At 71.3% G+C, this 18629-nt stretch carries 16 protein-coding genes; 5 read left to right on the plus strand and 11 right to left on the minus strand.

Annotated features, from left to right (window positions below; all coding sequences use genetic code 11):
* Positions 1-13: 13 nt before the first annotated feature.
* From OG568_RS11765 to OG568_RS11795, 7 genes are all read right to left on the minus strand, one after another.
* Positions 14-565, minus strand: a complete 552-nt coding sequence (locus OG568_RS11765) for a GNAT family N-acetyltransferase (RefSeq protein WP_329531442.1) — start codon at positions 563-565, stop codon at positions 14-16.
* A 25-nt stretch (positions 566-590) separates the two neighbouring features.
* A complete protein-coding gene (locus tag OG568_RS11770; protein WP_329536332.1) occupies positions 591-1520 on the minus strand; it encodes a S66 peptidase family protein in 930 nt (309 codons plus the stop codon).
* A gap of 5 nt (positions 1521-1525) precedes the next feature.
* The gene (locus OG568_RS11775; RefSeq protein ID WP_329531443.1) at positions 1526-3562 is read right to left on the minus strand and encodes a prolyl oligopeptidase family serine peptidase; all 2037 of its coding nucleotides are present in this window, start codon (positions 3560-3562) and stop codon (positions 1526-1528) included.
* Between the two features lie 10 nt (positions 3563-3572).
* Positions 3573-4889 carry a M20/M25/M40 family metallo-hydrolase gene (locus OG568_RS11780; protein WP_266591555.1) on the minus strand — a complete coding sequence of 439 codons (1317 nt, stop codon included), beginning with the start codon at positions 4887-4889 and terminating at the stop codon, positions 3573-3575.
* 40 nt (positions 4890-4929) lie between these two features.
* Positions 4930-5763 carry a M55 family metallopeptidase gene (locus tag OG568_RS11785; protein WP_266428459.1) on the minus strand — a complete coding sequence of 278 codons (834 nt, stop codon included), beginning with the start codon at positions 5761-5763 and terminating at the stop codon, positions 4930-4932.
* A 253-nt stretch (positions 5764-6016) separates the two neighbouring features.
* Positions 6017-6277: a hypothetical protein gene (locus OG568_RS11790; RefSeq protein WP_266428462.1), complete on the minus strand. Its 261-nt coding sequence runs from the start codon at positions 6275-6277 to the stop codon at positions 6017-6019.
* Between the two features lie 487 nt (positions 6278-6764).
* Positions 6765-7160 carry a helix-turn-helix domain-containing protein gene (locus OG568_RS11795; protein WP_266428465.1) on the minus strand — a complete coding sequence of 132 codons (396 nt, stop codon included), beginning with the start codon at positions 7158-7160 and terminating at the stop codon, positions 6765-6767.
* 230 nt (positions 7161-7390) lie between these two features.
* On the opposite strand from OG568_RS11795, the gene OG568_RS11800 reads away from it, so the two are divergent.
* The 4 genes from OG568_RS11800 to OG568_RS11815 all read left to right on the plus strand — a co-directional run bounded on the left by OG568_RS11800 (position 7391) and on the right by OG568_RS11815 (position 10691).
* Positions 7391-7606: a hypothetical protein gene (locus tag OG568_RS11800; RefSeq protein ID WP_254649600.1), complete on the plus strand. Its 216-nt coding sequence runs from the start codon at positions 7391-7393 to the stop codon at positions 7604-7606.
* Between the two features lie 108 nt (positions 7607-7714).
* Positions 7715-7933 (plus strand): hypothetical protein, encoded by a 219-nt coding sequence (locus tag OG568_RS11805; protein WP_054230284.1) that lies wholly within the window; start codon positions 7715-7717, stop codon positions 7931-7933.
* Positions 7934-8014: 81 nt separating this feature from the next.
* Complete coding sequence (locus OG568_RS11810) at positions 8015-9928, plus strand: hypothetical protein (RefSeq protein WP_329531444.1); 1914 nt, start codon at positions 8015-8017, stop codon at positions 9926-9928.
* A 64-nt stretch (positions 9929-9992) separates the two neighbouring features.
* The gene (locus tag OG568_RS11815; protein ID WP_266428490.1) at positions 9993-10691 is read left to right on the plus strand and encodes a hypothetical protein; all 699 of its coding nucleotides are present in this window, start codon (positions 9993-9995) and stop codon (positions 10689-10691) included.
* A gap of 68 nt (positions 10692-10759) precedes the next feature.
* On the opposite strand, the gene OG568_RS11820 is transcribed toward OG568_RS11815, so the two are convergent.
* From OG568_RS11820 to OG568_RS11835, 4 genes are all read right to left on the minus strand, one after another.
* Positions 10760-11488 (minus strand): class I SAM-dependent methyltransferase, encoded by a 729-nt coding sequence (locus OG568_RS11820; RefSeq protein WP_329531445.1) that lies wholly within the window; start codon positions 11486-11488, stop codon positions 10760-10762.
* Between the two features lie 104 nt (positions 11489-11592).
* Positions 11593-14109, minus strand: a complete 2517-nt coding sequence (locus tag OG568_RS11825; protein WP_329531446.1) for a SpoIIE family protein phosphatase — start codon at positions 14107-14109, stop codon at positions 11593-11595.
* 158 nt (positions 14110-14267) lie between these two features.
* Positions 14268-16658, minus strand: a complete 2391-nt coding sequence (locus OG568_RS11830) for an MFS transporter (protein ID WP_329531447.1) — start codon at positions 16656-16658, stop codon at positions 14268-14270.
* Between the two features lie 184 nt (positions 16659-16842).
* Positions 16843-17286, minus strand: a complete 444-nt coding sequence (locus tag OG568_RS11835; RefSeq protein ID WP_054230290.1) for an SRPBCC family protein — start codon at positions 17284-17286, stop codon at positions 16843-16845.
* A gap of 206 nt (positions 17287-17492) precedes the next feature.
* Here OG568_RS11835 and OG568_RS11840 point away from each other — a divergent pair, with 206 nt between their 5' ends.
* Positions 17493-18545, plus strand: coding sequence for an Rv2578c family radical SAM protein (locus OG568_RS11840; protein WP_329531448.1), 1053 nt, complete (start codon positions 17493-17495; stop codon positions 18543-18545).
* Positions 18546-18629 lie beyond the last annotated feature (84 nt).

Raw genomic sequence — 18629 nt, forward strand, 5'->3', positions numbered from 1 at the left:
TTCGAAGGGAGGTTCAGCTCGAGCGGAGCATCTCCGAGGTGATCGCCCATCGCTCGTGGTCGCGCCATGCCCCGTCGAGGTAGATGAAGTCCGGCGAGAACCCCTCCAGCCGGAACCCGCAGCGCCGGGCAAGGGCGATCGAGGCCGAGTTCCTGGGCTGGACGTTGATCTCCAGCCGGTGCAGCCCCATCGGCCCGAAGGCGTGGCGGACCACGAGCCCCAGCCCCTCGGCCATGAGCCCGCGCCCCGTGGCGTGTGCGAAGGCGCCGTAGCCCAGCGCCCCGCACAGGAAGCCGCCCTCGACGATGTTGTTGATGTTGATGAAGCCCGCGATGGCCCCGCTGTCCCGTTCGCAGACCAGGAACCCGGCCTTCGTCCGGTCCTCGATGAGCCGCCCCGCGTACGCGGCGTACGCGTCGACGCTGGCGGGCGGGAAGAGCCAGGGCTGGTGCAGCGCCTTGCTCTCCCGGACCCGTGCGGTGAACTCGGCGGCGTCCTCGTAGGTGAAGTGCCGGATGCCCACGCGGGGGCCCTCGGCGAGATAGGCGGAGGCGTTCTCAGGCATCCCGACACACTACGCGACAGCGCTCCTAGGCAAGAGCCGGCTTCTCCAGCGTCAGGGTCCCGGCGTCCGCGTCGAGTTCGGCCCGTACCCCGAAGGGGATCGTCAACGCACCTTCACCGTGCCCGAATCCGAACTCCTCGACGACCGGCACCCCGAGCCCGGCGAGCCGGTCGGTGAGCAGCGTGCGCACTTGCTCGTACGGCGAGCAGCGCGCCCAGGAGCCGAGCAGGATCCCGGTGACCCCGTCCAGCCAGCCGGCCCGCAGGAGTTGGGTGAGCGCCCGGTCCAGGCGGTACGTCTCCTCGCCCACGTCCTCCAGGCAGAGCAGCCCGCCGCGCGCTGAGGTCCGGGCGTGCGGGGTGCCCAGGTCGGCTGCGAGCAAGCTCAGGCACCCGCCGAGCACAACTCCCGTGGCGCGGCCGGGTACGAGAGGTGCCGCGCCCCCGCCGGACTCGATCACCCGTACCGTCTCCGGTTCGAAGAGGGTCGCCCGGAGGTGCTCCTGTGCCCGCGTGTTCTTGATGAAGTCGACGGCCGCGACCATCGGCCCGTGCAGGGTCACCAGGCCCGCGCGGTTCGCGAACGCCTCGTGCAGCGCCGTGATGTCGCTGAAGCCGAGGAACACCTTGGGCCCGGCGGCCCGTATCGCGTCCCAGTCGAGGAGGTCGACCATGCGTTGGGCGCCGTAGCCGCCGCGGGCGCACAGCACCGCGGCCACGTCCGGGTCGCACCAGGCGGTCTGGAGGTCGGCGGCCCGGTCGGCGTCGGTGCCCGCGAGGTAGGTGAACTCGGGGTGGCGGTCCAGGACATGCGGTGCCACGACGGGGTCGAGGTCCCAGCCGCGCAGGATGTCGAGGCCTGCCGCCAGCCGCTCCTCGGGCACGGGCCCGCTGGGGGCGACGACGGCGACGCGGGCCCCGGGGGCGAGACGGGTGGGACGGGTGGGACGGGTCAGGGCTTTCACTGGGTGGACTCCACGATCGGTGGGGCGGATCCCGTCGGCGCTGTGACGGGCTCTTCCGGTGCGGTGAGGCGCAGGGTGGGGACGCCGGGCGGATGCAGGCCGAAGACCTGGGCGTACAGGGAGAGTTCGGCCTCCAGGGCCCGCACCATGGTGTCGGCCCGCCGGAATCCGTGCCCTTCTCCCTCGAAGGTGAGGTAGGCGTGCGGTACGCGTCGCCCGGTCGACCGGGCCAGCCTGGCGAGGAACCGTTCGCACTGTGCGGGCGGACAGATGACGTCGTCCAGGCCCTGCAGGAGCAGGAAGGGCGCGGTGATGCGGTCGGCGCGCTCGCTGGGCGAGCGTTCCACGTACCGGCCCGGCACCTCGGCGAGCGGGCCGATCAGCGTCTCCAGGTACTGCGACTCGAAGTCGTGGGTCTCCCCCGAGCCCCATTCGCCGAGGTCGAGGACCGGATAGAGGATCGTGCCGCAGGCGTAGACGTCGGTGCTGGTCAGGGACGCGGCGGTGGTCCAGCCGCCCGCGCTGCCGCCGCGGATGGCGAGCCGCTGCCGGTCGGCGGTGCCCTCCTCGGCGAGGGCGAGCGCGACGGCCGCGCAGTCCTCGACGTCGACGATGCCCCACTGTTCGCGCAGCCGGTTGCGGTACTCCCGTCCGTGCCCCGCCGATCCCCCGTAGTTGACCTCGGCGACGCCGATGCCGCGCGAGGTGAAGTAGGCGATCTCCAGGTCGAGGACGAGGGGCGCCCGGCCGGTGGGTCCGCCGTGCGCCCACACGACGTAGGGCGGCAGTTCGTCGCCGGGTGCCACGTGGTCGGGGTGGTGCGGCGGGTAGATGTGGGCGTGGACCTCGCGCCCGGCGGGGCCGGTGAAGGTGCGGATCTGCGGCTCCGGGTAGTGCGTGGGGTCCACCGGGTCGGCGTGGCCGGCTCCGATCACCCGGGCGCGGCCGGTGCGGGCGTCCAGTTCGACGACCTCGTAGGCGCTGCGGGGGCTGGCGGCGACGCCCACGATCCGGCTGCCGTGGGCGTCGAGCGTCGGGGTGAACTCGGTCCAGGGGCCTGCCGCGTCGACGACCTCGCCGGTCTCCGGATCCAATATCCCGAGGGCGGTGGCGTCCCGGCCGTGCACGACGGCGACGAGCCCGCTCTCCAGCGGCGCGAACCAGCGGTACCCGATCTTCCACAGCGGCCCGCCGAACTCCTCCTCCCGAGGGCAGACAGGCGTGTCCTCCCCGAGCCGGTAGAGGTTCCACCAGCCGGTGCGGTCGCTGGCGTACAGGAGGGTGCCGTCGGAGGTCCAGTCCGCCTGGGCGATCGACTCCTCCGGTCCGCCCGCGACGGACCGCGCGCCGCGCAGGATGCCGTGCTCGGTGACGTCGGCGAGGATCAGTTCGGTGCCGTCCCAAGGCATGCGCGGGTGGTCCCAGGCGAGCCAGGCCGCCTGCGCGCCGTCGGGCGAGAGCCGGGGTCCTGTGACGAACCGGTGGCTGCCGTCGGTGAGTTCGCGCACCGCGTCGCGGTCCTGCGCCGCCGACCCGTCGAGCGGCACCGCGGCCACGACCCGACGTACGTCGGTGGGTCCTTCCCCGGTGAACTCCTCCAGCACACACCACACTTCGCCCAGCTCGGGGCGCAACCGCGGGTCGACCCAGCGCAGTCCGCCGCCCACCGGGGACACGGGGGTCAGCGGGCGCGGCCGCGCGTCCGGGGCGTCGGGCTCGTACGCGTAGAGCCGCTGGTCGGCGAAGTTCACGAACACCACGAACGGCCCCTCGGGGCGCATCTCGCCGGCCCAGGGCTGCCCGCCGTACTCGATCACCCGGCTGCGCACGTTCCAGGGGGCCGACAGCACCGGCTCCTGAGTGCCGTCGGCGCGTCGGCGTACGAGCGTGCGCCGTCCGCCCTCCGCGGGCCGGGGTTCGGTCCACCACGTCTCGTCGCCGACGAAGCCGACGAACTCGGGGTGCCCGTCGTGCGCGGCGGCGAGCGCCGCGTCGATGGGCGAGGGCCACGATCCGTACGGCAGGTTCTGCATCCTGTCCTCTCTAGGCCGTGCGCAGGAAGCGGTCGAGGACGCGGACGCCGAAGTGCAGCGCCTCGACGGGAACGCGTTCGTCGACACCGTGGAAGAGGGCCTGGTAGTCGAAGCCCTCGGGGAGCTTGAGCGGGGCGAAGCCGTAACCGGTGATGCCGAGGCGTGAGAACTGCTTGGCGTCCGTGCCGCCCGACATGCAGTACGGCACCACATGCCCCTCCGGCGCGAACTCCTCGACGGCGGCGCGCATCCTGGCGTACGTCGGCGAGTCCAACGGCGACTGGAGGGCGACCTCGTGGTGGTGGAACTCCCACTCCACGTCCGGCCCGGTGAGCCGGTCGAGGGTGGTGCGGAACTCCTCCTCGCCGCCCGGCAGATAGCGGCCGTCCACATGGGCGACGGCCTCTCCCGGAATCACGTTGACCTTGTAACCGGCGCTGAGCATGGTCGGGTTGGCGCTGTTGCGGACCGTCGCCTCGACGAGCTTCGCGGCGGGCCCGAGCTTGTCGAGGAGCCCGTCGACGTCGTCCAGGTCCGCGTCGACGCCGTACAGCGTGGCGAGTTCGGTGAGTGCGGCGCTGACCGTCGGAGTGAGTCTGAGGGGCCATTCGTACGCGCCGATCCGGGCGATCGCCTCGGCCAGCCGGGTCACCGCGTTCGCCCGGTTCACCTTGGAGCCGTGGCCCGCCCGCCCGCGCGCGGTGAGCTTGAGCCAGCCGGTGCCGCGCTCCCCCGCCGCGATCGGGTACAGCTCCCGGCCCGCGCCGTCGTGGAAGGTGAACGCCCCGGACTCGCTGATGCCCTCGGTGCAGCCCTCGAACAGTCCCGGATGGTGGTCGGCGAGGAACCCGGAGCCGTCCTCCGCGCTCGCCTCCTCGTCGGCCGTGAACGCGATCACCAGGTCGCGCCGGGGCCTGACGCCGAGGCGCGCCCACAGGCGTACGACCGCAAGGATCATCGCGTCCATGTTCTTCATGTCTACCGCACCGCGCCCCCACACAACCCCGTCGCGGACCTCCCCGGAGAACGGGTGCACGCTCCAGTCGTCGGCCTGCGCGGGCACCACGTCGAGGTGACCGTGGACGAGCAGCGCGTCGGCGGACGGGTCGGTGCCTTCGAGCCGGGCGACGACGTTCGTACGACCCTTGGTGCGCTCCAGCAGCGTGGGTTCGAGGCCCGCTTCCGCGAGCCGCGCGGCGGCGTACTCGGCGGCGGGACGCTCCTGGCAGTCGCCGCCGCCCCGGTTGGTGGTGTCGATACGGATGAGGTCGGAGGTGAACCGTACGACCTCGTCCAACGCCCGCTCGTCCACGACCCGTTCTTCCATCGCCCGTTCTTCCACAGCCCGCTCGCTCGTGACCCTCTGGTCAGCCATACTGCTCCTCCACCGCGGCCGAGACGATCGTGGTGACCGCCTTGAAGGTGCGAATCCCCTCGTACATGGTGTCGCTGGTGTACGCCACCTTCCGCTCTCCGATGCGCCGCACGCCCGGCACGACGGTGGCCGCCATCGACAGGTGCTCGGCGTCGAATTCGAGCGCCACGGTGAACGGGCCTCCCACGAGCGGTTCCTGACGTACCGCCAGGGCGGCCGCCTCCTTGGCCGCGGCCCGGATGTCGGCGGCGGTCCTGGCGGGCGTACGGCAGACCGCCGCGTACCGCGACACATGGTCCTTGACGGCGACCTTGAGTGCCTCGGGTGCGTAGCCGAGCGCGTCCTCGCAGGTCAGGTCGTCACCGGTGACGAGCACGACGGGTACCCCGAACTCGGCGACGACATGCGAGTTGAGCAGTCCCTCACTGGCGCGTACGTCGTTCACCCACACGCCGGTGATGGAGTTGGCGAGGTAGGTGTGCGCGAGGACGCCCTCCGTGCCGGCGCCCGTGTGGTAGCCGACGAAGGCGATCCCGTCGATGTCGCCGTGCTGCACGCCCTCCACCATGGACAGCGTCTTGTGCCGTCCGGTGAGCAGCTCGGCCCGCTCGTCGAGCCGCTCCAGCAGCAGGTTCCGCATGGACCAGTGGGCCTCGTTGATCACCACCTGGTCGGCGCCGCCGTCGAAGAAGCCGAGGACGGCGGCGTTGACGTCCGAGGTGAACATCGACCGGCAGCGTTCCCACTGCGGTGTCCCCGGCAACACGTCGGCGGGCCAGGTCACCCCGGTCGCGCCCTCCATGTCGGCGCTGATGAGGATCTTCACGACGCACCCTTCCGGCACAGGTCAGCGGCTGTCTCCATGTCGTGTCACGTTACGTGGCGACGCACGGCCGGGCCAGGAGGCCGTCCACGGACGTCACCACCCTGACCCGCCCTGCCCCGCCCCGACCGGCCCCGTCAGGTTTCCAGGCCCTCGAAGAAGGTGGTGATCTCGGCGCGGCCGCGAACGGTGATCCGCGGGGTGGCGTTCTCGTTCCAGAACCTCATGCGGCTCAGAGAACCAAGGCCTGTCCGGATCAGTCCTCGAAAACGGTCAGTACGACACCGTCGAGTTCGATGCGGCGCGGGGTACCGCCCTCGCCCCGGACGAGGGCGTCGAGGCAGCGCCGGAAGAGTTTCAGCTCCTCCTCGTCGAGGACGGCCGCCGCGAGGTCGAGAAGTTCACCGAGTGCGCTCTCGGTCAGTATGTCGGGCAGCTCACCGGAGAGGAGGACGACGGACTCGCCCGTACTGCCCCGGACCACGGCGGTGGTGGGTCCTCCGTGCACGAACAGCACATGTCCCCCTGGGTGACACAGGGGTCGTGCGGCTCACGTGCCCCGAGCAGAACGAGAGACTAGCTGCGGATCCTGGGGGTTTCGGCCGTTCTGGATTCTTTTACCGGGAACCCCCGGAAGCGGAACCGGAGCACTCGGACGGGCGTCTTCGCCGTACGGCCGTTGACCGGGGCCAAAGCCCATGGGGCGCCTTCGGCGAAGCGACCGTACGGACCGAACCGAGGTCAACGTCCCCTTGACGAGGCCATCCGACATCCGACGCACACCCACGGAACACCACCGCCGCCCCGGTCCACCCGGCCCTACGGCACCACTCCGTCCCCCATCACCCGAATGCGAGCCACCGCCGTAGACGCGGAGGCACACCAACGGACATCGGCCCACCCTCGTGGGCATGGGCGTCGCCACCCTCCACCGACGGCTCCTGCCGGCCGGTGCCGGGCAGGGCCCGCTGGGGCCCGCCCCCGGTGCCGCACCCCGGCAGCGGCTAGCCGCGTCGCGCGTCGCGGCCCAGCAGGGATTCGACCAGGGCGGCGACATGGCGGCGGTCGTCGGCCGAGAGTTGCTGGACGCTGGCGATGAGCAGGTCGACCTCGGGGTCGGCGGGTGCGCCGGGCTTGCCTCCGGCGGGCGGGGCGTCGGCCGCGTAGACATGGATCCCGCACGCCTCCGCGGCAGCCCTCCGCACGGTGTCCAACGACAGTCCAAGCCCCTTGGACAGTCCTTCGAGCGTGCTGGGCTGGGGCATGCGCACCACCCGCTCGGCCGTGGCCAGGTGGTGGACCGTGGAGCGCGGAATGCCGCCCCGACGTGCCACCTCGCCGTAGGACCAGCCTTCGCGGTCGAGGCGATCTCTGATGATCTGCTGCAGTGCGTTGGCCACCGATGGTCACTTCCTGCTCGCCGCCGGGCGGAACTCTTCCAAGCGGGATCGATTCTACGGGGGGCTTCGCTCCGGCCCCAGAAGTGTTTCCCCGAACGGCTTGCGCGGCGAGCTTCGGGGCGACTACTGTCCAATCTCGTTGGACAGCACGTCCGACCAGATTGGACAGAGTTTGGGGGGAACCAGCCTCTGTCCGATCGGAAATGCCCATCCCTGAGGGGGAATTGATCATGATGGACAACCGTGAACTCGACACCGAGACCGCCGAGCTGCTGCCGGGTCGCGAGGCCCTCGGTCGGCTGAAGTTCAGCTTCGGCAAGACCGTCAACGTGACCAAGCACGTCGCCAACATCGACGCCTCCAACCAGTCGGCCGCCCTGAACGACCACTCCAGCTGGTCGGACGCGTCCTCGGGCGCCTCGCAGGCCATCAACGTCCACCAGTAACCGGCACCGGAGGCTCGCCCGCCTCCGTATCACCGGATGCTCGCCCGCATCCGCCTCTGTGCCATCACCACACCCGCATCAACGAACCACGTCCCGAAAGGACATCCCATGAGCATGGACATGAACGAGCTGCAGTCCGAGTCCGCCGAGCTGCTGCCGGGCCGCGAGGCCCTGGGCCGCCTGAAGTTCAGCTTCGGCCGTACGACCAACGTGACCAAGCACGTCGCCAACATCAGCGCCCACAACGAGTCGGCCGCCCTGAACGACCACTCCAGCTGGTCGGTGGCCGAGTCCAGCGCCAACCAGGCGATCAACGTCACGCAGTAACACCCGCCGCGCACAACGGCAGTTCGGCGGACCGCGCCCGGGGGCGGGCGCGGTCCGCCCTTGGGGGGGGAAGGACCAGAAATGACGGCGCTGGGGGACGGGCCCACGTTGCTGTACGACACCGGGTCGCCGGTGCCGGGACCGGGAGGAATCCCGGTCACCTACGAGCAGTTCGCCACGGGAAGCCTGCCGGTCGTCGGCGTCGGCGTCGAGGCGCTGCCGGTGCCTCGGCTGAGCTCCGGGCTCAAACTGCACGGGGAGTACCAGGGTTCGGGTTTCACCGAGCCGAAGTACATCGCGCGCCGCGGAGACGGCCAGGTCGTGCAGCTCTCACGGCTGCTGTACCTGGTCGCCTCCGCGATCGACGGCGTGAACGACATCGAGACCATCTCGCACCGGGTCAGCGCCCGCTACGGCCGTGAGCTCAGCGCCGACAACGTGCGTTTCCTGGTCGAGGAGAAACTCGACCCGCTCGGCGTCACCGTGCCGGAGGGCAAGGAGGAGGACGAGGTCTCCGCGCCGCGCTCCGACCTGCTCCTCGCCCTCAAGGGGCACCGGATCATCTTCAACGAGCGCAGGGCCGGCCGGATCGCCCGCTCGCTGGCCTGGCTGCACCGCCCCACGGTGGTCGTGCTGATGCTGGCGGCGGCCGTGGCCATGGACGTCTGGCTGTTCGGCTTCTTCGGCGCGGTGGAACCCGTGCTCCAGGTCCTCGACCAGCCGCTCCTGATGCTCGTCGTGTTCGCGCTCACCGTGGCCTCGCTGGTCTTCCACGAGTTCGGCCACGCCTCGGCGTGCAGATACGGGGGCGCACGGCCGGGCTGCATCGGCTGCGGGCTCTTCCTCATCTGGCCGTCCATGTACACCGACGTGACGGACATCTACCGGATCGGCCGGGCCGGACGGCTCCGTACCGACCTGGGCGGGGTGTACTTCAACGTCGTGTTCATGCTCGGGATGGCGGGCGCGTACTTCGCCACCGGGCAGCAGTTCTTCCTGGCCGCGGTCTATCTCGGGCACTTCGAGATCCTGGAGCAGCTGATGCCGGCCGTCCGGCTGGACGGCTACTACATCCTGGGCGACCTGGCCGGCGTCCCGGATCTCTACGGCAAGATCAAACCGATTCTGCTCAGCACGGTGCCGGGCCGGCGCGGCAAGGCGGCGCGCGCCGAGGTCGTCGGGCTGAAGAAGTCGTCCCGGACCATCATCACCACCTGGGTCCTGACCATGGTCCCGCTGCTGATCGGCGAGCTCGGGTACGCGCTGTGGAACCTGCCGCGGATCGTCGCGACGATGGTCCGCTCGCTCACCGACCAGGTCGTGGGAACCGGGGACGCCTTCGCGGGCGGTCAGGTCGCCGCGGCCCTGATGGGCGTCATCGGCTGCTTCATGCTGCTGTGCCCGATGGTCGGCGTGATCTATCTGTCGCTCAAGCTGGGCGGCCGGGTCTTCCGCGCCGCGAAGCGGTCGACGGCGGACAAGCCCACGCTACGGGTGGGGCTGTGCGCGCTGGCACTGCTGGGCCTCGGCACGCTGAGCTACGCGTGGGTGTCCGGTGTGACACCGGAGCCGCTGCCGAAGCGTCCGCCGATCGCGCCGATCCTCCAGCCCGGCGTATCCACGGCCGAGCCGCCCGCCCGGCACGCCGGCGTGCCCCGGCCGCACACGTCCCCGTCCGACACCTCGGCGGCCCAGCCGTCCGGTGCCGCGTCCCCCGGCTCCACGGCCACCACCACGCCGAGCGTGTCGGCCTCGCCGAGCCCGGACGCCTCGGCCTCCACGTCACCCGGCGCCTCCCCGTCCAAGAAGCCGACCACACCGGCCGGCGGTACGGGCACGACGGGTTCCGCCTCGGCCGGTCCGCCCGTCGGTCCGTCCGATCCCCCCGACACGTCGCCGTCCGCCCCGTCGTCCCCACCGGCGCCCACGACGGATCCGCCGACGCCGACCGAATCCGTCAGCGCGACCGGCGCACCGAGCCCGGCCACCCCGTGACCGCCCTCGGCGATCACCGCCCGGTGGCCGTCGTCCCGACGAACCACGACCGCAGGAGACCCATGTGAGTACCCATCCGAACACGCACCGCAAGCCTCGCCCAGTCGGCCGGAGCCTCTCCCAACGAGCCATGCGCATAGGCCTGTTCGCGGCCGGCGCGGCCGGTATCGCCACGGCCGTCCCGGCCCAGGCCGCGACCGCGGCGGCGGGCGCCGTCGCCCGGCATGCCGTCGCGGAGGACCACACCTTCAGTCACGCCGACCGGGCGCATCCGACCCAGGTCAAGGACTCCTTCACCGTGCGGCAGCTCGGCACGGCGAAAGCCGTGGGCGTGCGCAACCAGGCCAACGCGGTCTCCGTCGGCTGCTCGGTCGACGCGCACTGCCGGTCGGTCGCGCTGTCCTTCCAGATCGTCACGCTGGCGGGCCAGAACACCCACCTGAACGCGGTGAACCTCAGCGACGCGGCCAACGAGCACTGCGACGGCTGCCAAACCCTCGCCGGTGCCTACCAGTTCGTGGTGTCCACCGCCCGTCCGTTCACCCTGGACGCCACCGCGCAGCGCAAGCTCACCGACATCCACCGCAGGCTGGACGACCTGACCCGGTCCAAGATCCCGGCCACCGACCTCAAGACGAAGGTCGATTCACTGGCCGCGGAGGTCACCGACGTCCTGCACGACGCGGTGGCAGGCGCGCCGAAGGCCCCGGACGCGCCCGCCGTCGCGGTCCACCGTCACCTGGACGGCTGGCCCGGCCACTGACCCAACGGCCACCATGAAGGGGTACGGCGTCACCGACCGGCAGGTGACGCCGTACCCGCGCGCCCTGCTCAGCCGGCCGTGCGCCCTGCCACCAGCCACTTCGACGGCAGCTCGATCCGCCTGCCGTCGGGCGTGAACTCGGTGGTCACCAGCGGTAGTTCACCGCTCGCGAGGACGGTCAGGCCCGCCGCGCGAAGGTAGTCGGGGACCGCGTCGTCGGACACCTCACCGGGCGCAATGCCGTGCCGGAAGACGGGGGCCAGCTTGGGCGGCGGTCCGTCCGAGCTCTGGGCCAGGCCCATCAGGACCGGCCGGGCGGCTTCGGAGAGTTCCACGAGAAAGGCCCGGCCGCGCTCCCCCACCAGGGTGGCGAGAGCGTCCACCAGCGGCTGGCGGTCGTCCGGCTCGCACTGGTGGAGCACACCCCGCATATAGACGTTGGCGTCACCCAGCTCCGCGTGCAGGGTCTGTGCCTCGGTCTTCTCGGCCGCGTCGAGCAGCCGGTACGTCGCCTGGCCCGCGGGGTCGGCGAGGCGGGCGTGCTCGAGCGCGGCGGGCGCGAGGTCGGCGCCGAGCACATGCCGGAAGCGGTCGGCCAGAAAGCGGGTCTGGGTGCCGTTGCCGCAGCCCAGGTCCACGACCGGCAGATCGTGAGCCGACAGGTACGGCTCGAAGAGGGCGAGATGGACGCCGGCGGTCAGTGCGGGGTCCGCGTCCCAGAAGACGGCTCCCTGCTCCTCGGGGGCCTCGCGCCAGAAGCCCTCCCAGGCCTCCCTGTACCGACGTGTCACGCTCATGCCCGCTCCCCAGGTCGCCACCGTGGCCCGCCGAGGGTGGCGGGCGAGATCGGTCTATCGCGCCCGGCGTGCGGCGACAAGCATGAGGCACATTCCCGCGCGGTTCATTTCGATCCGTGTACGCCGATACGCGCCCCGGGTCGGCGCCTCGGCAGGGTCAGTTCGAACCACACGGTCTTGCCTGCGCTGGTGCGGCTCGCGCCCCACTCGCGGGCCAGCGTGCTGACGACACGCAGACCGCGGCCGGACTCGTCGTCGGGGCCCGCGCTGAGCAGCGTCGGCAGGGTGTGGTCGTCGTCGGCGACCTCGCACATCAGGGTGTCGCCGCGCACGAGCCGCAGTTCGATGTGGCGGCTGTGCGCGTGCCGTACGGCGTTGGTCACCAGCTCGCTGACCATCGACTCGGCGGGGTCGGCCAGCCGGGCCAGGCCCCAGTCGTGGAGCTGTTCGCGGACCACGGCGCGGGCCCGGCCGGCCTCGACCGGGTCGAGTGAGAGCCGCCACTCGGCGACGTCCTCGGGTTCGATGCCGTTCAGCCGGGCCATCAGCAGCGCCACGTCGTCCTTGCGGCCGCCGCGGGTGTTGAGGGCGCGGATGATCGTGTCGCAGGCGTCGTCCATGGACGCGGCCGGGTGGGCGGCGGACTCGCAGAGCGTGGCGAGGCCGACGCCGATGTCCTCGCCGCGCACCTCGACCAGTCCGTCGGTGCACATCACGAGCCGGTCGCCCGGCGCCACCGGCACACGCACCGCCTCGAAGGGCACGCCGCCGACCCCGATGGGCGCGCCGGTCGGCAGGTCCAGCAGCTCGCTGTGGCCGTCCGCGGCACGGACCAGGACGGGCGGGATGTGGCCCGCGTTGGCGATCCGCAGCTCGCCGGCGATGGGGTCGTAGACCGCGTACAGACAGGTCGCGAGGTAGTGCTCGCCGAGCCGCTGGGCCAGATCGTCGAGGTTGCGCAGGAGTTGGGCGGGCGGCAGGTCGAGCGCCGCCATCGTCTGTACCGCCGTACGCAACTGGCCCATCATCGCGGCGGAGTTGAGGCCGTGGCCCATCACGTCGCCGACGACGAGGGCGGTGCGGGAGCCGGGCAGCTTCACCGAGTCGAACCAGTCGCCGCCGACGCGTCCCAGCAGGGTGCCGGGCAGATAGCGGGTGGCGATGTCACAGCCGGCCATGCGGGGCGCGATGTGCGGCAGCATGCTGTCCTGGAGGGTCTCGGCGACGCTCTCCTGGTAGGTGTACATGCGCGCGTTGTCGAGGACGAGGCCCGCACGGGCCGCGAGTTCGGCGCCGGTGACCCGGTCCATGTCGTTGAACTCGACGCGCTCCGGGTGGCGCAGCAGGATCATGAACCCGAGGACCACGTTACGGGCCTTCAGGGGCACGACCAGCATGGAGCGGTTGGTGATCAGCGGCCTGATGTCGCGCTTCTCGAACTGCGCGGCGATCATGTGCCCCATCTGCTCGCTGATACGCGGCACGAGGACGGGATCGCCGGTGGTCATGCACTGGAAGAACGGTGTGTGCGCGGGGAACGGCATGGCCTCGCCGACCGGCACGACGTCGTCCCAGCGGCCCGGCTCGTCGGTGTGCTCGACGGCGACGCGGTGCCACATGGTGGTCGTGTCGGGAGCACCGTCGGGGAAGCCCTCACCGGCGATGACCTGTTCGCGCAGATAGGTGCCCGCCACGTCCGTGAAGCGCGGCACCACGGCCCGGCTGACTTCGAGGATCGTCTGCGCGAGGTCGAGCGAGGTGCCTATCCGCCCGCTGACCTCGTTGAGGAACTCCAGGCGTTCGCGGACGGCGACGTACTCGAGGTCCTCGCCCTCCTCGTCCTGGAGCTCCTGCGGCAGGGGCTCGCCCATGGCCGTCGCGCGCGCCGCGCGCTCACGGCGTGCCTTGCGTTCGGCGCGCCGGGGCACACCCCAGTCGGGAGTCACCGGGACCCGGTCGTTCTGGCTGAACTCCAGGACGGGGTAACCCAGTTCGAGGACCTGGGAGACGATACGGGCGCCCTCGCCCACGCTCATGCTGGGCAGGATCTCGGGCAGTCTGCGGGCCAGTTCCTCGGCGCCGGGGAAGTCGGTGTGCAGCGCGAAGCCGGGCGCGATCCGCTCGATCGCCAGCTCTTCGTCCTCGTGGCGCAGCGCGTCCGCGTCGGCGGCGAGCACGAGCAGCCGCTCCGGTCCGGGGCCGATCAGCGGGTACGCCCACCACAGGACGTCCACGCGACCCCGCTCGGGCACGGTCAGCCGGGCGCGTCCGGCGGCCGGGTAGGAGAACCGTCCGTCGATGGAGGACTCCAGGCCGGGGCCGAGTCCGTCGTACGCCGCGTACGCCCCGTAGGGCGCGGTCTCGTCCTCGTCGGGGAGCGCACCGGCGACGGGGAGCAGGTCGACGGCGGGGCGGCCCACCGCGTCCTCCTTGGGCACGCCGAACTGCCGCCGGGCGCCCGTGCTCCAGTGGGACACCAGTCCGTCGCGGTCGACGACGACCACGGCCAGCGGGATGCGCCCGGCGTCGGTGTGCTCCACCACGCCGTTCCCAGCTCCGCGGCTGAGAGGTGCGCCCACTTCGGTGCCACTTTCGGTGCCGCTTGCTGTGCCGCTCTCCATGGCCGAGGCCCCTTCTCCCCACGGCTCCGCAAGATCTGTGCCGCCTTCACTACCGTACGGCTGCGGCCCGTCGCGATGTGTGGCAATACGGGAATTGACCTTTCCAGGGGGCGGCTCCGGCGCACGGCCGCCTCCGGGAGGGTTCCCGCGGTGGCCGTTCAGTCTTCGTGGCCGAGCTGCAGATCCCGCTCCGTGCGCCCCCCACCGGCCACTTGGAGCACGGTGGCCACCGGCGGGTAGCCCGCCGCGATGACGGTGTACTCGCCGGAGGAGAGGTCGACGAACCGGAACGTCCCGTCCGCACGGGTGGTGAGTGTGTCCACCACGTTGCCCGCGGCGTCCAGGAGCGTCACACGCGCGTCCTCGACGGGCCGGCCGCCGCCTGCCCGCACGGTGCCGCGCAGGACGGCGCCGCCCGCGAGTTCGACGTCCTGGCGGGTCTCGCGGGAGGCCTGCACGCTGACGGGCAGGGCGGCCGGGCGGAACGCGGGCGCACTGGCGGCGAGGGTGTACTCGCCCGCCACCAGCTCCGTGATGACATAGCCGCCTTCGCGTCCGCTGCGGGTGGTGGCCACGACTTCCCCGTGGACGTTGGTGAGCGTGACGGTGGCGTCGCGCACGGGGGTGCCGTCCGCGGTCAGCACGCTGCCGGCGAGGCGCCCGGCGCCGCCGAGGACGACGTCCAGTTCCACGGGGCGCTCGCCGATCGTCACCGAGACGGCCTGCGGCTGGTGGCCGCCGGCCGCGGCGATCAGGACGTACGACCCCGATCCGGGCGTGGACAGCGCGTACCGCCCGTCCTCGCCGCTGGCGCCCCGTCCGATCTGCTGTCCGGCGATGTCGATGAGGGTGAGCGCGGCGCGCGGCACGACGGTCCCGTCGGGGTGCTGCACGGTGCCGCAGACGGGGATCCCGGCGGCGTAGGACGAACGGGCCTGCGGGATCGGGGCGTTCACCGGTGCGGTGGCCGGGTCGGCGGTGGGGGCGTTGTGGGACACCAGCGGTTTCTCCTTGAGGAAGCAGGCGATCAGTAGGCCCAGGACGAGCACGGGGACGAGATAGAGGAAGATCCGCGGCATGGCGTCCGCGTAGGCACGGATGTAGTCGTCGCGCAGGGCCCCGGGCAGGGAGTGGACGAGTTGCGGGGTGATGGAATCGGGGTCCGGCAGTCCGGTGCCCGTGTGCGCGGGCAGGCGGTCGGCGAGCGCGTCCGAGAGCCGGTGGGCGAACAGCGTGCCGAAGATGGCGGCGCCGACGCTGCCGCCGATCTGCCGGAAGTAGTTGTTGGCACTGGTCGCGGTGCCGAGGTCGGCGGGGCGCACGGAGTTCTGCACGGCGAGGACCAGGACCGGCATCACCATGCCGATGCCCGCGCCGAGGATGGCCATCCAGATGCTGTACTGCAGGCGGGGCGTGTCGACTTCGAGCCGGGACAGCAGCCACATGCCGAGCGCCGACAGGGCGCTGCCGAGGACCGGATAGATCTTGTAGCGACCGGTGCGGCTGATGAGCTGTCCGCAGACGACGGAGGCGCCGACGATGCCGCCCATCATGGGGAGCATCAGGAGTCCGGACTCGGTGGCGCTGGCCCCGTCGACCATCTGCAGGAAGGTCGGCAGATAACTGGCCGCTCCGAAGAGGGCGACGCCGATGACGAGCCCCACCAGTGCGGTGATGTTGAAGACGCCGTCCTTGAACAGCCGTGGCGGGATGAGGGGTTCGGTGGCGAAGCGCTCGGCGACGAAGAAGAGGACGGTCGCGACGAGCGCGCCCGCGCCGAGCCCCATGATGACCCGTGAGCCCCAGGCGTACTCGGTGCCGCCCCAACTGGTCAGCAGGACGAGGCAGGTCGACGCGGCGGCCAGCAGCAGCACACCGAGTACGTCCACGCGTCCGCGCGCGGTAGGCCTGGGCAGCTTCAGCACGACGGTGACGACGGCCAGGGTGAGCAGGCCGAAGGGCACGTTGATGTAGAAGCACCAACGCCAGGAGATGTGGTCGGTGAAGTAGCCGCCCAGGAGGGGCCCGGCGACCGAGGCGAGGCCGAAGGCGGCACCGATCAGGCCCATGAAGCGGCCGCGCTCGCGGGGCGGCACGATGTCCGCGATGATCGCCTGTACGCCGATCATGAGGCCGCCCGCGCCGACGCCCTGGATCGCCCGGAAGGCGATCAGCTGGTCCATGCTCTGGGCGCGCCCCGAGCATGCCGAACCGGCCACGAAGACGACGATCGCGAACTGGAAGACGCCCTTGCGTCCGAAGAGGTCGCCGAGCTTGCCGTAGACGGGGAGTCCGACGGTGGAGGTGAGCAGATAGGCGGTGATCGCCCAGGACATTCTGTCCAGGCCGTGCAGCTCACCGACGATCTTCGGGAGCGCGGTGGCCACGATCATCTGGTCGAGGGCGGCGAGCAACAGCGCGGACATGAGTCCGACGAAGACCAGCCGCACCCGGCGCGGGCTCAGCCGTGCGGTCCCGGGGGCGGGTGGAGGGGAGTGCCGCGGGGGCGCGGCAGCCGGCTCGTCCTGCACCAGAGTGATCCCGCCCACGTACCGCTCCCCTCGTCGCGCCCACCGCACAATTCCCGCTTATCGCGACAACTGTGAGCAAGCACGACGAGTTACGGCGTATCGCCGCGTCGCCAGGAGATCCACCCGAAACGGTGAGGGTGACAACGCGCCCCGGAGAGTTGGCTCTTGGGCCGAGCGGCCACCAAAGAGGCGTGCGCCCGGGCTACTTCTGCGTCTCGGTGGCGAGCTTGTCGAGCACCAGGTCGTAGATCCTGCCGAGGCCCTTGGGCGCGAAGGTCTTCTCGAAGAAGCCGCCGATGCCGCCCGCGCCGTCCCAGACGGTGGTGACGACCACGCGGGACTTGCCCTCGCCGGCCGGGGTGACCCGCCAGGTGGTGACCATGGAGGAGTTGCGGTCCTTCTCGACGAGCTCGCCGTCGGTGGGCTCGGTGACCTCGAGCAGGCAGTCGCGCACGCGCTTGCTGGTTGCCTGGAGCTTCCAGTGGACGAGGGTGCCCTCGCCGTCGCCGCCCTCGCGCACCTCGTACTCGCTGAAGTGCTCGGGCAGCAGCTTCGCGCGCGTGCCGCTGTAGTCGGCCAGGGCGTCGAACACCGCCTCCGCGTCCGCCGCGATGACCCGCTCCGTCGTGGCCTCGACCTGCGCCATTGCACTTCCTCCAGCACTTGGTGACTCGGGGTGTGCGGCAAGCCAACCACCAGGCGGCCCGACCCCCCAAATCGGGGCCTCCATGGGGCGTCGAAAGGGGTCCCGCCGGGGCGCAGGAGGGGTGCTCCGACGTGCGCGGAAAACCGGGTCGCACGATCAAGGGAACATGTGTTCTATTCTGTGGTCAGTGCTACCGAGGAGGCGTCATGCGCTGGGACAACCTCACAGCGGACCCCGCCGGGGACCGCGCCCGGGACGCCGCGCTGTTCGGCGCGGACGCGGTGACCACCCGTACGTTCGACAGCCCGGAGTTCCGTGGTGTCACGTTCCACGAGATCCGGGCCCGCTCGATCGTGAACCGGGTACCAGGGGCCTCACGCATGCCCTTCGAGTGGACGGTGAACCCCTATCGGGGCTGCACACACGCGTGTGTGTACTGCTTCGCGCGCAAGACCCACAGCTATCTGGACCTCGACACCGGACTCGACTTCGACTCCCAGATCGTGGTGAAGGTCAACGCGCCGGAGCTGCTGCGCCGCCAGCTCGGCTCGCGCCGCTGGCAGGGCGAGCACATCGCGATGGGCACCAACGTCGACTGCTACCAGCGGGCCGAGGGCCGCTACCGGCTGATGCCCGGCATCATCGCGGCCCTGCGCGACCACGCGAACCCCTTCTCGATCCTGACGAAGGGCACCCTGATCCTGCGCGACCTCGACCTCCTGAAGCAGGCCTCCGAGGTCACCGACGTCGGGATCTCGGTCTCCGTGGGCTTCACCGACTCCCGGCTGTGGCGCACCGTCGAGCCGGGCACCCCGGCCCCGGAGCGCCGCCTGGACGCCGTGCGCACCCTCACGGACCACGGCATCGACTGCGGGGTCCTGATGGCCCCCGTCATCCCCTTCCTCGGCGACAGCCCGGCCCAACTGCGGGCCACCGTACGGGCGATAGCGGCCTCCGGGGCCACCTCGGTGACCCCGCTCGTGCTGCATCTGCGGCCCGGCGCCCGCGAGTGGTTCATGGCCTGGCTGGAGCACCACCACCCGTATCTCGTACGGCGTTACGAGCGGCTGTACGCGGAGGGCGCGTACGCCCCGAAGTGGTACCAGCGCCGGATCACCCGTCAGGTCCACGAGCTGGCACAGGAGTACGGCATCGGTCCCACGCGCGCGGGGATGCCCCGCAGGATCACCGCGCCCGCCGAGCCCGACGGGCCCATGGCGCCCGCCGTGCCGGAGCCGACCCAGCTCACCCTGCTCTGACCACGGCGAACGGCCGTCGCCCGGCCCGTTCCTGACGGCATCCGAGCGGATCACACGGCTCAATTGGGTCAAGACTTTCCAGAA

Source organism: Streptomyces sp. NBC_01450 (assembly GCF_036227505.1).
Lineage (GTDB): Bacteria > Actinomycetota > Actinomycetes > Streptomycetales > Streptomycetaceae > Streptomyces.

Bases quoted from the DNA above. Each gene is read 5' to 3' on its own strand.
- OG568_RS11825 (WP_329531446.1), bottom strand. From the start codon at position 14,109: ATGGAGAGCGGCACAGCAAGCGGCACCGAAAGTGGCACCGAAGTGGGC.
- OG568_RS11805 (WP_054230284.1), top strand. From the start codon at position 7,715: ATGAGCATGGACATGAACGAGCTGCAGTCCGAGTCCGCCGAGCTGCTG.
- OG568_RS11765 (WP_329531442.1), bottom strand. From the start codon at position 565: ATGCCTGAGAACGCCTCCGCCTATCTCGCCGAGGGCCCCCGCGTGGGC.
- OG568_RS11800 (WP_254649600.1), top strand. From the start codon at position 7,391: ATGATGGACAACCGTGAACTCGACACCGAGACCGCCGAGCTGCTGCCG.
- OG568_RS11780 (WP_266591555.1), bottom strand. From the start codon at position 4,889: ATGGAAGAACGGGTCGTGGACGAGCGGGCGTTGGACGAGGTCGTACGG.
- OG568_RS11775 (WP_329531443.1), bottom strand. From the start codon at position 3,562: ATGCAGAACCTGCCGTACGGATCGTGGCCCTCGCCCATCGACGCGGCG.
- OG568_RS11810 (WP_329531444.1), top strand. From the start codon at position 8,015: ATGACGGCGCTGGGGGACGGGCCCACGTTGCTGTACGACACCGGGTCG.
- OG568_RS11840 (WP_329531448.1), top strand. From the start codon at position 17,493: ATGCGCTGGGACAACCTCACAGCGGACCCCGCCGGGGACCGCGCCCGG.
- OG568_RS11835 (WP_054230290.1), bottom strand. From the start codon at position 17,286: ATGGCGCAGGTCGAGGCCACGACGGAGCGGGTCATCGCGGCGGACGCG.
- OG568_RS11820 (WP_329531445.1), bottom strand. From the start codon at position 11,488: ATGAGCGTGACACGTCGGTACAGGGAGGCCTGGGAGGGCTTCTGGCGC.